This is a genomic window from Bradyrhizobium sp. U531 (assembly GCF_051710265.1).
GTDB lineage: Bacteria > Pseudomonadota > Alphaproteobacteria > Rhizobiales > Xanthobacteraceae > Bradyrhizobium.
On the sequence record NZ_JASVEN010000005.1, the window covers coordinates 247,120 to 260,161 of the forward strand.

Annotated in this window: 13 protein-coding genes; 11 read left to right on the forward strand and 2 right to left on the reverse strand. The window is 63.2% G+C overall.

Annotation, left to right across the window (positions count from 1 at the left end; genetic code table 11):
* Window positions 1-245: 245 nt before the first annotated feature.
* The gene (locus QRQ56_RS23735) at window positions 246-638 is read right to left on the reverse strand and encodes an EF-hand domain-containing protein (protein WP_438743378.1); all 393 of its coding nucleotides are present in this window, start codon (window positions 636-638) and stop codon (window positions 246-248) included.
* Between the two features lie 344 nt (window positions 639-982).
* On the opposite strand from QRQ56_RS23735, the gene QRQ56_RS23740 reads away from it, so the two are divergent.
* From QRQ56_RS23740 to QRQ56_RS23765, 6 genes are all read left to right on the forward strand, one after another.
* Window positions 983-2,647, forward strand: a complete 1,665-nt coding sequence (locus QRQ56_RS23740) for a methanol/ethanol family PQQ-dependent dehydrogenase (protein ID WP_438743380.1) — start codon at window positions 983-985, stop codon at window positions 2,645-2,647.
* A gap of 11 nt (window positions 2,648-2,658) precedes the next feature.
* Window positions 2,659-3,015, forward strand: coding sequence for a c-type cytochrome (locus tag QRQ56_RS23745; RefSeq protein WP_438743731.1), 357 nt, complete (start codon window positions 2,659-2,661; stop codon window positions 3,013-3,015).
* The gene (locus QRQ56_RS23750) at window positions 3,012-3,941 is read left to right on the forward strand and encodes a substrate-binding periplasmic protein (protein ID WP_438743381.1); all 930 of its coding nucleotides are present in this window, start codon (window positions 3,012-3,014) and stop codon (window positions 3,939-3,941) included. Before QRQ56_RS23745 ends, QRQ56_RS23750 begins: the two co-directional genes overlap by 4 nt.
* Window positions 3,942-4,203: 262 nt before the next feature.
* Entirely contained in the window at window positions 4,204-5,193 is a 990-nt protein-coding gene (locus QRQ56_RS23755) for a Bug family tripartite tricarboxylate transporter substrate binding protein (RefSeq protein WP_438743382.1), read from the forward strand.
* A 136-nt stretch (window positions 5,194-5,329) separates the two neighbouring features.
* Window positions 5,330-5,755 (forward strand): hypothetical protein, encoded by a 426-nt coding sequence (locus tag QRQ56_RS23760; RefSeq protein WP_438743384.1) that lies wholly within the window; start codon window positions 5,330-5,332, stop codon window positions 5,753-5,755.
* A gap of 181 nt (window positions 5,756-5,936) precedes the next feature.
* Window positions 5,937-6,209 (forward strand): hypothetical protein, encoded by a 273-nt coding sequence (locus QRQ56_RS23765; RefSeq protein WP_438743385.1) that lies wholly within the window; start codon window positions 5,937-5,939, stop codon window positions 6,207-6,209.
* Between the two features lie 98 nt (window positions 6,210-6,307).
* Here QRQ56_RS23765 and QRQ56_RS23770 read toward each other — a convergent pair whose 3' ends face one another.
* Window positions 6,308-7,276 (reverse strand): helix-turn-helix domain-containing protein, encoded by a 969-nt coding sequence (locus tag QRQ56_RS23770; RefSeq protein WP_438743387.1) that lies wholly within the window; start codon window positions 7,274-7,276, stop codon window positions 6,308-6,310.
* Between the two features lie 514 nt (window positions 7,277-7,790).
* On the opposite strand from QRQ56_RS23770, the gene xoxF5 reads away from it, so the two are divergent.
* The 5 genes from xoxF5 (at window position 7,791) to QRQ56_RS23795 (ending at window position 13,042) form a co-directional block, all read left to right on the forward strand.
* Entirely contained in the window at window positions 7,791-9,596 is a 1,806-nt protein-coding gene (gene xoxF5, locus QRQ56_RS23775) for a lanthanide-dependent methanol dehydrogenase XoxF5 (protein ID WP_438743388.1), read from the forward strand.
* 110 nt (window positions 9,597-9,706) lie between these two features.
* Window positions 9,707-10,195, forward strand: a complete 489-nt coding sequence (locus QRQ56_RS23780) for a c-type cytochrome, methanol metabolism-related (protein ID WP_438743389.1) — start codon at window positions 9,707-9,709, stop codon at window positions 10,193-10,195.
* Window positions 10,196-10,255: 60 nt separating this feature from the next.
* Window positions 10,256-11,365, forward strand: a complete 1,110-nt coding sequence (locus QRQ56_RS23785; RefSeq protein ID WP_438743390.1) for an S-(hydroxymethyl)glutathione dehydrogenase/class III alcohol dehydrogenase — start codon at window positions 10,256-10,258, stop codon at window positions 11,363-11,365.
* A 32-nt stretch (window positions 11,366-11,397) separates the two neighbouring features.
* Window positions 11,398-11,961: an S-(hydroxymethyl)glutathione synthase gene (gene gfa / locus QRQ56_RS23790; RefSeq protein WP_438743391.1), complete on the forward strand. Its 564-nt coding sequence runs from the start codon at window positions 11,398-11,400 to the stop codon at window positions 11,959-11,961.
* A gap of 628 nt (window positions 11,962-12,589) precedes the next feature.
* A complete protein-coding gene (locus tag QRQ56_RS23795; RefSeq protein WP_438743392.1) occupies window positions 12,590-13,042 on the forward strand; it encodes a (2Fe-2S)-binding protein in 453 nt (150 codons plus the stop codon).

Genomic DNA, 13,042 nt, shown 5'->3' on the forward strand with positions numbered 1-13,042 from the left:
CGCATTTCTCTCTCGGACAAAGCCAGTTCTCTCTTGGTCAAACACGAGCTGGAAGAGGCTGGCTTGTGCGACGCACCGCACGTCGAATCGACACGAGCGAACCCGCGCGGTCAGCAGCCTTTGTCGGTGCTCACCCTGCCCCGCGCCCGGCAGGACATTGCGGGGAGAACCGGCCGAGCTGACCGATGTTCCGGCAATCGGAGCCGAAACGAGCAGCTCAATAGCGTCGGTTCCGATCGCGGCCTTCACCGCAGCAAGCGCAGCAGCGCGCGGCCGGCACGCGCGTTCAGCTCCTTCGCATCCAGCGTTCCATCCTTGTCGGGATTGGCTGCATTGAAGCGCTGCTCGACCACGGACAGATATTCGTCGAGCGTCAGGGTGCCGTCGCGGTCGGGATCGGCGGCGGCGAGCTCTTTCGCCGTCAACCGTCCGCGCAATTCGCGCGCATCGAGCGTGCCGTCATGATCGGGATCGAGCTTTGCGAACAACGCGGCGGCCGCCTTCTTCACTTCGGCCAGATCGAGCGTGCCGTCATTGTCGGTATCGAACAATTTGACCGCATTTCCGGAGGCGGACCATGCCGGAGCGGACATCAATGCAATGGTGAGCGCGAGCGCGACTGAACGACGTGAAATCATCAAGACCTCCCAGACAAAGAGCCCCGGTTCGGGCGGGATAGAAACGACATAAATCCACAAGAGGTCCCCGGTTCAAGCCCCGAATTGCAACTTGCACGCGCGACAACCCGGGGAACTCGAACGGCAGGCGCGGGCGCCACGATCCTGGGCATGCTTCACGTCGCGGAATTTTCGCAGCGTCTCCGCACAAGTGCGACTTCACCACGTCAGGTTTCCGTAAGGTGACCAGCACCTGTGCTCAGCGATATCGTCACGACACATGCGACTTTCGTATTGACGCGTTTTGGTTTCCGACGGAGTGTTGCTGTCGCAGCGTCAAAAGGCGCGCATATTGGGAGGAACGGATGAAACGCTTTGCGATGGCCGCGAGCCTCGTCATGCTTGCATCGACGTGTGCAAGCGCACAGACCACCGAGCAGCTGGTCAAGGGCGCGACTGATACATCGAACGTTCTCAACTACGGGATGGGCTACAATCTGCAGCGCTTCTCGACGCTGAACCAGATCAACAAGGACACCGTCAAGAATCTCGTCCCGGTCTGGAATTACTCCTTCAACGACGATCGCAGCGAGGAATCACAGCCCATCGTCTATCAGGGCGTGATCTACGTGACGTCGCACAACGCGACCATGGCGGTCGACGTCAAGACCGGCAAGCAGATCTGGAAAACCAAGGTCGAATACCCCGCCGAGACGCCGCGCATCGTCTGCTGCGGCATCATCAACCGCGGTGTCGCAATTCACGAGGGCAAACTGTTTCGGACGACGCTCGACGCCAACGTGATCGCGCTCGACGCCAAGAACGGCAAGGAGCTGTGGCGGCAGAAGGCGGCCGACATCAAGGAAGGCTATTCGATGACGGTGGCCCCGCTGGTAGCCGACGGCGTCGTCATCACCGGCATCTCCGGCGCCGAGTTCGGCACGCGCGGCTTCATCGACGGCTGGGATCCCGCAACGGGCAAGCATCTGTGGCGCACCCATTCGATCCCCTCGCCGGACGAGCCGGGCGGCGACACCTGGAAGGGCGACACCTGGAAGCTCGGCGGCGGCTCGACCTGGATCACGGGCTCCTACGATCCCGAGCTGAACACGGTCTATTGGGGCATCGGCAATCCCGGACCGTTCAATTCGGCGGTTCGCCCCGGCGACAACCTCTACACCTGCTCCGTGCTGGCGATGGATCCCAAGACCGGCAAGATCAAGTGGCACTACCAGTTCTCGCCGAACAATCCGTTCGACTATGACAGCGTGGCCGAGATGGTCCTCGCCGACATGAATGTCGAGGGCAAGCCGACCAAGGTCCTGATGGATGCCAACCGCAACGGCTTCTTCTACGTGCTCGATCGCACCAACGGCAAGCTGCTCGCGGCCAACCCTTACGTGAAGGTCAATTGGGCGACCGGCGTCGACATGAAGACCGGCAAGCCGATCGAGACCGACGTCGCCAAGGACGCGCGCGAGGGCAAGAAGGTGACCGTCTATCCGTCGATCCTCGGCGGCAAGAACTGGGAGCCAATGTCGTTCAATCCGCAGACCGGCCTCGCCTACGCCAACACGCTCAACTTCGGCGGCAAGTACAAGGCCGAGCCCGTCACCTTCAAGCAGGGTGAATGGTATCTCGGCATGGACCTGACCGACCCCTGGGAGTTCGGCGACGGGCCGCGCGGTCACCTCAAGGCCATCGATCCCATGACCGGCAAGTCGAAGTGGGAAGCACCGAGCGACATTCCGCGCTTCTCGGGCGTGCTGTCGACCGCAGGCGGCGTCGTGTTCTCGGGCGCTCTCACGGGCGAGTTCGAGGCCTTCGACGCCGACACCGGCAAGAAGCTCTGGCAGTTCCAGACCGGGTCCGGCATCGAGGGCCAGCCGGTGACCTGGCAGCAGGATGGCGTGCAGTATGTCGCGGTGACCAGCGGTTACGGCGGCGTCTACTCGCTGTTCTCCGGCGACGAGCGGCTTGCCAAGGTGCCGCCCGGCGGCTCGCTGTGGCTGTTTGCGGTGAAGCAGTAATCCACGGCATGATGCTGAGAGGGCTATCTCACAAGACGGCGGCGATCCTCGCCGCCGTCGCGGGGCTGACGGTTGCGCTTGCGGCGACCGTTCGCGCCGCGGACGACGCAACCGGCAATCCCATGCAGGCACAGATCGACCATGGCAAGTCGACCTATGCTTCGAAATGCTCACACTGCCATGGCCCCAACCTGATGAACTCCGGCACGATCACGCCGGACCTACGTGCTTTCCCCGACGACAAGACCCGCTTCGTCGCTACGGTGAAGAACGGCAAGAATAACAGGATGCCGCCCTGGGGCGATATCCTCAACGACGACGAGATCGGCTCTCTCTGGGCCTTCATCTCCAGCCGGAGGAAGCCATGAGAGGCCGGTCTGTTGCATGGAGCCTCGTCGCGCTGCTTTCGACGATGGCCTCGGCTGCGGTCGCGGCCGACGGTCCCCTCAGGATCTGCCTCGACGAGGACCGGCCGCCGCTCTCGGTGCATCACCGCGGCAAGCCGGATGCCGGCTTCGACGTGCTGCTGGCGCAGGCGATTGCGGAGCGGCTCGGGCGGCCGCTGGCGATCCAATGGTTCGAGAGCAAGCTGGACGAGGATTCCAGCCCGCAGCTCGAGGCCAATGCGCTGCTCTCGGATGGGCGCTGCTCGCTGGTCGGCGGCTACGCGCTGACGCAGGATTCGCTGGTCGTCCCCGGGATGAAGACCGCGCGATTGCCGGACTTCGCGGGCGCCACGCGCGACGACCGGCGGCGCCGCGTCGCGCTCGGCGTGCTCGCCCCGAGCCAGCCTTACGTCTATTCGCCGATGACGGTGGTGCTTGGACCGAAGGCAAGGGGCCGCAAGATCGGCGACATCGGCGATCTCGCCGGGCTTCGTCTGGTCATCGAAAGCGGCTCGCTCGGCGATGCCATCCTGATGACCTTCGACAAGGGACGGCTGATCGAAAACATCACCCATCTCGTTCCCGGCCGCGACGATCTGCTCGGCGCCCTGCAGCGCGGCGACCATGACGCGACGCTGATCGACCTTGCGCGCTTCGACGCCCATCGCGCCGCGCACCCCGACACCGCAATCTCGGCGTCCGGGTATTACTATCCGATCGGCGCCAATCGCGGCTATGTCGGGCTCGGCAGCGATCCCGCACTGATCGACGCCGTCAACAAGGCGCTGAGCGCCCTCGCGAGCGAAGGCAAGATCGCCGACTTCGGCAAGCAGGCCGGCCTCACCTATTTACCGCCGCGCGAGCCCGCGATTCTGGGCGACGTGTGGACAAAGATCATTCAGCGATGATTGGGAAGGCTTTGTGTCCCGGACGCGGTGCGGCACGCAGTGACGCTCCGCTGAGCCGGGACCCAGCAGGCCGCGCAATGCGCTGCCGAATGGACCCCGGCTCTGCAGCGCACCGCTGAAGAAGCGCTCCGCTGAGCCCGGAGCACCTACTCCGCCCACGATGTTCCGTGGGTGATCAGCCGGAATGCGCCAATCTGTCTCGCCTGAGGCCCGTGGCAGGGCAAGCCTGGTGCAGTACCCTCCAGGGAACCGGGAGAGAATCATGTCCAAGACAATCGATCGCCGCCACTTCATCGCCGCTGGGGCCGGCGCCGTCGCGATGCCTTTCGTCTCGCGTAGCGCCTCGGCGCAGGCAGGCTGGCCGGCGCGGCAGATCCGCATGATTTGCAGCTATCCCGCCGGCGGGCAGACCGATTTGCTCGCGCGCGCCTATGGCGAATTCATCTCCAAGCAGATCGGCAAGACCGTGGTGGTCGAGAACAAGCCCGGCGCCTCCGGCGCGATCGGCACCGCGGAGGTCGCCCGCGCCGAGCCCGATGGCCACACCATTCTGTGCTCGATCTCGACCACGTACATCATGAACCGGGTGGTGATGAAGAATCCCGGCTACGACATGGACAAGGATTTGACGCTGGTCAGCGTCATTCCCGGCGCCGGCCTGTTGCTGGTGGCGAACCCGAAGACCGGGGTCAAGACGCTGGAGGATTTCGTTGCCTTCGCGCGCAAGAGCGGCAAGGTGAACTTCGGCACCTATAGCGCGGGCTCGGCCCCGCACATGACGATCAACGAGCTCAACAAGCAATACGGCCTCAACATCGAGCCGGTGCACTATCGCGGCGAAGCCCCGATGTGGACCGGAATGCTGGAGGGCACGCTCGATGCCGCGATGGGCAGCTACACGGCCGCACAATCGGTGCTGCAGAGCGACCGCGGCAGCGTGTTCGCCGTGCACTCGAAGAAGGTCGATGCGATCCCCGCGATCAAGACCCTTCCCGAGCAGGGCGCGACCTCGAAATTCTTCACCGTGAGCGGCTTTTCGGGCTGGGCCGTGCCCAGGGCAACACCGCAAGCCGTGGTCGACCGCCTGTCGGAGCTGTGCGTCGCCGCCAACAGCGATCCCAAGGTCAAGGAGGTCCTCGCGACCTTTGTGCTCGAACCCGCGATCGGCTTCAAGGCGACCAACGACCTCTATCAGCGCGAACTGCCGATCTGGATCGAGAGCGCGAAGTCGCTCGGCCTGGAGCCAGCCTAGCCGCCGGCCGGCGCGCCGATCGCCCTTCCCCGGTCCCGGAATCCGACCAAAGCCTAGTGTCGGACGCGCAATTTCCCGCTATGATTGCGCGCCGCCGCTGGAAGCCCTCTGCCCGCGGCCAACAAGGGCCGATCGCATGACACCTGATGCAGTCGCCGTCGCAGTCATGGTCATCCTGCTTTTTCCGATGGGCTATTTCACGCTGGCCTCGCCCGCGTTCCTTCTGGTGAAGCTCGATATACAGCCCGTCGCCCAGTTGCTGCGCGGAATGTTCAACGCCCATTTCCTGGTGATGCGCGTCGCCGCCCTCATCGGAACCGTGGCGCTCCTCGTCGACGGCCGCCTGCTTGCCGCGCTCGGCGTCGGCATGCTCGCGGCGCTGGCGATCTGGGGACGCCGCTGGTTCATGCAAAGGGTGGACGATCAGCTCAGCGCGAGCCACGCCGGCGATGCCGATGCCCCGCGCCGGCTGCGGCGGCTGCATTGGAGCGGAATGCTGGCCAATGCGGCGCTGCTGGTCGCGCTCCTGGCCGGCATTCCCTACGTCGCGGCGACGGCGTAACGAGCAGCTTCGCGCCGATTGAGGCTCGCGCGCCGCAATCCTTCCTTCCATCGCGTCGCACCTGAAGCCCTCCGCAAGGGCCCTTCAGCAAACGTAAACCGCACGTTGTATCAGGTTGCATTTTTTGATAGAATTTACCTGGGATAGCACAACGCTATCCTCCGTTCAGGAGAAGAAGACGATGAAGACTCCGGTTTTTCTTCTTGCGAGCCTGACCATTCTGTCGATCGGCTCAGCCAATGCGGCGCCCAAGAGCACCGACGCCTCGACTTCGACAACGAAGGTCAGCTCGGTCGCGTGCTCTACCTCGGGCGGCGGCTTCGGATCCTACCCATCGGGCTGCCGCAACGGAGCCAACTTCAAGACCTACAATGAATGCAAGGAATCAGGCGTCAAGCGCGGTTGGCGGCACGAAGACATGGCCTGGTATTGCAGCGGCCTGGGACTGCAATAGTGATCAGCTGCGCGCGAGCGCGGCTGCCTCGCGAACGCCTTCGATCGACCGAGTATCAAGATTTCCGGCAAGCAAGGGAGGGCTAAGCGCCCTTCCTGCTAATGCTCGCCCGAGCTGGCCGCGACCTGCTGCGCCTTGTGGATGGAGGACGGCACCACGCCGAAATATTTCCGGAACACCCGGCTGAAATGCGACGAGCTGGAGAAGCCCCAGGAGAAGGCGACGTCGGTGATGGTCTTGCCGGCGTGGGCCTCGAGCTCCTGACGGCAGTTCTGCAAGCGCGCCTGCCAGATGTAGTCGCTCACGGTGGTGCCGCGCTCGGAGAACAGCATGTGCAGGTAGCGCTTGGAGCAGCCGAGCTCGGCCGAGATCTGGTCGATGCACAGATCCGGATCGCGCAGGTGCTCGCGGATGAAGAACTGCGCGCGCACATACATCGCTTCGGGCCCGACGCGATCGAACATCGTGTCGGCTTCGCGCAGCGGCAACAGCAACAGATCGATCAGTGAATCGGCAACCCCGACCGCGCTGTTCGCCGACAGCTTGGCAGCTTCGTCGAAAGTCGCATGGACGAAATCGTGGGCAATCCGCCCGGTGCCCGTCTTCGCCGACAGCTTGCAGGCGGGCATCCGCTGCGACGGAAATCCGCGATCGCGCAGCAGCGCCTTAGGCACAATCACGACGTCGTGACGCGTGAAGGCCGGGCTGATGATCGAATGCGGGCACGAGACGTCATAGGCGATGATATCGCCGGGATTGATCTCGATGTGACGGCCTTCTTGTTCGAAATAAGACACGCCGTAGGTCTGGAAGTGAATCTTGATGTAGGGGTGCTCATTCGCCTTCGCACGCGCCAGCGTGTGCGCGATGCGATGCTGGCTCACCTCGATCTGGCAGAGCTTCAGGCGCGACACGCTCGTATAGTCGATGCGGCCTTCGAGTGAGGACGCCTCCAGCGGATCGACGTCGAAATGCCCGCACAGGCTCGTCAGCCCGTCGATCCAGCTCTGAATCTGGCGCTTCGGCGTCATGCCGGTCGTCGAGAGCGTGTGAATGGTGTCGGACATTAATCCAGCCACTGGTTTGATCCGGAGATTCGACGCGAATCGCGACCAGCGCTGCTGGAGCCCTCAGCCATGATTGCGTGACGTTTACCTCGAATTTGAGCGGTCTTTTGGCACGAGCGCCATCGTTCCATTGCCACCCTTGAAAGTTAATCCTCCGCCTTAGTTGCAGCGCCGTCAAGGGGAACCTGAGCGTTGAGCGTGCTGCCAAGCGCTGCGGAAGCCGCTGAATTCGCTACTGCAAAATCAAAATCTTCGCCTCCGTGCGCTATCAAGCAAACCAGTTTCTCTCTTGGGCAAGTTTCCCGATGGCGAAGTCGTTAGGGATTGCGGCAGGAACAACAAGAACGGGCCGCTCCTGCGTGTGGACCCGTGGCTCTCATCAGGAGGAGGAAGCAGCACAGCATCGTTTCTGGTCCGAAACGTGACCGCCCTGCACGAGCAGACGCCGGACGAGAAGCCCGGTGACTTAACAATGCTTCGGGAAAAATAAACGAGACCAAACGGAGGAATGACTATGCGCAAGGTGCTACTGGCGACCTTTCTCGGCTCCGCGGCGGCCCTCGCCGTCGGGAGCGCGTCAGCAAATGACGAAGTGCTCAAGATGTCGCAGAACCCGAAAGACTGGGTGATGCCGACCGGCGACTACGCCAACACTCGCTATTCCAAGCTCAACCAGATCAACGCACAAAACGTAGGCAAGCTCCAGGTCGCCTGGACCTTCTCGACCGGCGTGCTGCGCGGCCACGAAGGCGGCCCGCTGATCATCGGCAACATGATGTACGTCCACACGCCGTTCCCGAACAAGGTCTACGCCATTGACCTTTCCAACGAGAACAAGATCGTCTGGAAGTACGAGCCGAAGCAGGATCCGAACGTCATCCCGGTGATGTGCTGCGACACGGTTAACCGTGGCCTGGCCTACGGCGACGGCAAGATCTTCCTGCATCAGGCCGACACCACGCTCGTGGCGCTCGATGCCAAGTCCGGCCAGGTTGCCTGGTCCAGCAAGAACGGCGATCCGAGCAAGGGCGAGACCGGCACGTCGGCACCCATGGTCATCAAGGACAAGGTGCTCATCGGTATCTCCGGCGGCGAGTTCGGTGTCCAGGCGCATATGTCGGCCTACGACATCAAGACCGGCAAGCTGGCCTGGCGCGGATTCTCGGAAGGCCCGGACAACCAGATCCTGGTCGACGCCGAAAAGACCACCGCACTCGGCAAGCCGGTCGGCAAGGACTCGAGCCTCAAGACCTGGCAAGGCGATCAGTGGAAGATCGGCGGCGGCGCGACCTGGGGCTGGATCTCCTACGATCCCGAACTGAACCTCGTCTATTACGGCTCGGGCAACCCCTCGACCTGGAATCCGAAGCAGCGTCCTGGCGACAACAAATGGTCGATGACCATCTGGGCACGCAACCCGGATACCGGCATGGCCAAGTGGGTCTATCAGATGACGCCCCACGACGAGTGGGACTATGACGGCGTCAACGAGATGATCCTCTCGGACCAGTCGATCAACGGCGCGGCGCGCAAGCTGCTGACGCACTTCGATCGTAACGGCCTCGGCTATACGCTCGATCGCGTCACCGGCGAGCTTCTGGTCGCCGAAAAGTACGATCCGAAGGTGAACTGGACCTCCGGCGTCGACATGGACAAGAACTCGCCGACCTACGGCCGTCCGAAGGTGCTCGACGCAGCTTCGACCGACAAGGCGGGCGAGGACCACAACGTGAAGGGCATCTGCCCGGCCGCGCTCGGCACCAAGGACGAGCAGCCGGCAGCCTACTCGCCGGACACGCAGCTGTTCTACGTTCCGACCAACCACGTCTGCATGGACTACGAGCCGTTCAAGGTGAGCTACACCGCGGGCCAGCCCTATGTGGGTGCGACGCTCTCGATGTATCCGCCGCAGGGTGAAACCCACATGGGTAACTTCATCGCCTGGGACGGCAAGACCGGCAAGATCGTCTGGTCGAACAAGGAGCAGTTCTCGGTCTGGTCGGGTGCGCTCGCAACCGCCGGCGGCGTGGTGTTCTACGGCACGCTCGAAGGCTACCTGAAGGCGGTCGACGCCAAGACCGGCAAGGAGCTCTACAAGTTCAAGACTCCCTCCGGCATCATCGGCAACGTCACCACCTATGAGAACGGCGGCAAGCAGTATGTCGCAGTGCTCTCCGGCGTCGGCGGCTGGGCCGGCATTGGTCTGGCCGCAGGCCTGACCGATCCGACTGCAGGTCTCGGCGCGGTCGGTGGCTACGCGGCTCTCAGCAACTACACGGCACTCGGCGGTACGCTGACCGTGTTCTCGCTGCCGAACTAGGCCCATCAGCATCGCTCCGGCGCGTGGATCAACTCCACGCGCCGGCTCGTCTCCCCCGGGCTCCTTCGAGGATGAATCTCTTGCGTAAAATCTGCTTTGGCATTGCTGCGATGATCTTGGTTGCGTCCGGAGGAATTGCGGCCGCGGACGGTCCGGGCGATCCGACCGCCGTGAAGAAGGAAGACGACGGAAAATGGCTCGATAAGGAAGGTACCCCGACTTACAAGATTACCGACGGCACCGTCGACTGGTTCACCTATTCCGGATACCGCCGCTACCACTCCGACTGCCACGTCTGCCATGGGCCCGACGGCATGGGCTCCACCTACGCGCCGGCACTCAAGGATTCCGTGAAGTCAATGAGCTATGGCGACTTCCTCGGCGTGGTCGCCTCCGGTCGCAAGAACATCTCGACGGCGCAGGAGAACGTCATGCCGGCCTTCGGCGATAACCCGAACGTCGCCTGCTACATGGACGATCTGTATGTCTATCTGCGCGCCCGCTCCACCGAAGCATGGGGCCGGCAGCGTCCCTCCAAGAAGGAGGAAAAGACAGAGGCCTATACTAAGGCGGAAGACGCCTGCATGGGCCATAAGTGAACGTTACTGGGATTGCCGAGACGAACTCTTGGCGCCTGATGAGAATCTAAGGAGTTTACGATGAAGACACGTGCCGCCGTCGCTTTCGAGGCCAAGAAGCCGCTCGAGATCGTCGAGGTCGATCTGGAAGGCCCGAAGGTCGGTGAAGTCCTGGTGGAGATCAAGGCGACGGGCATCTGCCATACCGACGCCTATACGCTCGACGGCTTCGACAGCGAGGGAATCTTCCCGTCGATCCTGGGGCACGAGGGTGCCGGCATCATCCGCGAGATCGGCCCTGGCGTGTCCTCGGTAAAGCCGGGCGACCACGTCATTCCGCTCTACACGCCGGAATGCCGGCAGTGCAAAAGCTGCCTCAGCCAGAAGACCAATCTGTGCACCGCGATCCGCGCGACGCAGGGCAAGGGCGTGATGCCCGACGGCACCAGCCGCTTCTCCTACAAGGGCAAGCCGATCTACCACTACATGGGCTGCTCGACCTTCTCGAACTTTACGGTGCTGCCCGAGATCGCGGTCGCCAAGATCCGCGAGGACGCCCCCTTCGACAAGAGCTGCTACATCGGCTGCGGCGTCACCACCGGCGTCGGCGCCGTCGTCAACACAGCGAAGGTCACGCCCGGCTCCAACGTGGTCGTGTTCGGCCTCGGCGGCATCGGCCTCAACGTGATCCAGGGCGCCAAGATGGCCGGCGCCGACAAGATCATCGGCGTCGACATCAACGACTCCAAGGAGGATTGGGGCCGCAGGTTCGGCATGACCGAGTTCGTCAACCCCAAGAAGATCACAGGCGACATCGTCCAGCACCTCGTCGGCCTCACCGATGGCGGCGCCGACTACACCTTCGATTGCACCGGCAATACCACGGTGATGCGCCAGGCGCTGGAAGCCTGCCATCGCGGCTGGGGCACCTCGATCATCATCGGCGTTGCCGAATCCGGCAAGGAGATCGCCACCCGCCCGTTCCAGCTCGTCACCGGGCGCAACTGGCGCGGCACCGCCTTCGGCGGCGCGCGTGGCCGCACCGACGTGCCGAAGATCGTCGACTGGTACATGAACGGAAAGATCCAGATCGATCCGATGATCACCCACGTGCTCAAGCTCGAGGAGATCAACAAGGGCTTTGACCTCATGCACGAGGGCAAATCCATCCGTTCAGTCGTCGTGTTCTAGCTCGAAAGCGTCACCCCAAGGAGGATCGACCCATGACTGTTGCACTCCATCCAACGATCGACAACGGCCTCAAACAAGGCAGCGGCAGCTTCGCCGGCGGCACTCTCGCCTGCAAATGCAAGGACCATCAGGTCAAGGTCGGCATCAAGGGCGACGTCGCCCACAACCATGCCTGCGGATGCACCAAGTGCTGGAAGCCGCAGGGCGCGACGTTCTCCGTCGTCGCCGTGGTGCCGCGCCAGAACGTCACCGTGCTCGAGAACGGCGACAAGCTCCAGGTCGTCGATCCCTCCGCCGTGATCCAGCGCCACGCCTGCAAAGCCTGCGGAACCCACATGTACGGCCGCATCGAGAACAAGGGCCACCCGTTCTACGGCCTCGACTTCATCCATCCCGAGCTGTTCCAGGAACAGGGTTCGCAGGCGCCGCAGTTCGCCGCCTTCGTCTCCTCCGTGATCGAATCCGGCGTGAAGCCGGAGCAGATGGCGGGCATCCGGTCGCGGCTGAAGGAAATCGGGCTGGAGCCCTATGATTGCCTGTCGCCTGCGCTGATGGACGCGATCGCGACCCACGTCGCCAAGGCCAAGGCCGCCTGAGCAAGGCCGCTAAGCTGCGGCCAGACCTTCCCGGCTCGCTGGCGCCGATCTCCGCCAACGAGCCGGACTGGTCCGAGATTTCGGACCATGGCGGCGATGACGCCGCTTCCGTACCAAGCGTCTGTGAGGGCATCAGCTCCTCAGTCCTGGTCTCTGAATGACTGCGCAGTGCTGCCAGCTTCCGTCTTGAAGTCCCCGGCCCGCTGCGTTTCTCCCTCCCTCGACTGAGGCATCCTGCTTCGTCCGCACAGTCACTCTGGCGGACGAAGCCTTTTTTCGTGATGCCTCCATCCGCGAACGCGGCACGGCCGCGCAGCGCGATTCCGCGCCCTGCTTTTGACAAACCATCGATGCAATCTTTTCCCGGTGAGAACACCCGGCTCTGAACGCCGGGCCGGCGCGATCTCTGCTACGGTCGGGCCGTCACGATGCCGCGCGAAATACAACCAAGAACAAGCACGGGAGGTATCGAACACATCCAGACATCGCGATTCGCGTTCCTGCCCCTGCCGGGATTTGCCCGTGCGGGCTCATGGCCCGAATGCGGCGACACGACGCAACCTGCACGGTGCCGCCCGGCATCGGCGCATTTTGAATTTGGCATGCTTATGAAGAGCGAGGGACGATCATGATCAAGGTGAAGATCAACGGCCAGGAACAGAGCTGGGACGGCGACCCGGATCTCCCGCTACTCTGGTTCCTGCGTGACGAGGCCGGACTGACCGGCACCAAATTCGGCTGCGGCCAGGCGCTGTGCGGCAGCTGCACCGTCATCGTCGACAAGGAAGCGGTGCGCTCCTGCATCACGTCGGTCAACGACGTTGCCGGACGCGAGATCACGACGATCGAGGGGCTGCATCCGAACGGCGATCATCCGGTGCAGAAGGCCTGGCGCCAGGTCAACGTGCCGCAATGCGGCTTCTGCCAGGCCGGCCAGATCATGCAGGCCGCCGCGCTGCTGATGGACAACCCGAAACCTTCGCACGACCAGATCCGCGAGGCGATGTCCGGCAACATCTGCCGCTGCGGCTGCTACCAGCGCATCGAGAACGCGGTCCATCTCGCATCGACGGGAGTGTGA

Excerpts from the sequence above, each read along its gene's own strand:
- QRQ56_RS23735 (WP_438743378.1), bottom strand. The coding sequence starts at position 638 with ATGATTTCACGTCGTTCAGTCGCGCTCGCGCTCACCATTGCATTGATG.
- QRQ56_RS23740 (WP_438743380.1), top strand. The coding sequence starts at position 983 with ATGAAACGCTTTGCGATGGCCGCGAGCCTCGTCATGCTTGCATCGACG.
- QRQ56_RS23745 (WP_438743731.1), top strand. The coding sequence starts at position 2,659 with ATGCTGAGAGGGCTATCTCACAAGACGGCGGCGATCCTCGCCGCCGTC.
- QRQ56_RS23750 (WP_438743381.1), top strand. The coding sequence starts at position 3,012 with ATGAGAGGCCGGTCTGTTGCATGGAGCCTCGTCGCGCTGCTTTCGACG.
- QRQ56_RS23755 (WP_438743382.1), top strand. The coding sequence starts at position 4,204 with ATGTCCAAGACAATCGATCGCCGCCACTTCATCGCCGCTGGGGCCGGC.
- QRQ56_RS23760 (WP_438743384.1), top strand. The coding sequence starts at position 5,330 with ATGACACCTGATGCAGTCGCCGTCGCAGTCATGGTCATCCTGCTTTTT.
- QRQ56_RS23765 (WP_438743385.1), top strand. The coding sequence starts at position 5,937 with ATGAAGACTCCGGTTTTTCTTCTTGCGAGCCTGACCATTCTGTCGATC.
- QRQ56_RS23770 (WP_438743387.1), bottom strand. The coding sequence starts at position 7,276 with ATGTCCGACACCATTCACACGCTCTCGACGACCGGCATGACGCCGAAG.
- xoxF5 (WP_438743388.1), top strand. The coding sequence starts at position 7,791 with ATGCGCAAGGTGCTACTGGCGACCTTTCTCGGCTCCGCGGCGGCCCTC.
- QRQ56_RS23780 (WP_438743389.1), top strand. The coding sequence starts at position 9,707 with ATGATCTTGGTTGCGTCCGGAGGAATTGCGGCCGCGGACGGTCCGGGC.
- QRQ56_RS23785 (WP_438743390.1), top strand. The coding sequence starts at position 10,256 with ATGAAGACACGTGCCGCCGTCGCTTTCGAGGCCAAGAAGCCGCTCGAG.
- gfa (WP_438743391.1), top strand. The coding sequence starts at position 11,398 with ATGACTGTTGCACTCCATCCAACGATCGACAACGGCCTCAAACAAGGC.
- QRQ56_RS23795 (WP_438743392.1), top strand. The coding sequence starts at position 12,590 with ATGATCAAGGTGAAGATCAACGGCCAGGAACAGAGCTGGGACGGCGAC.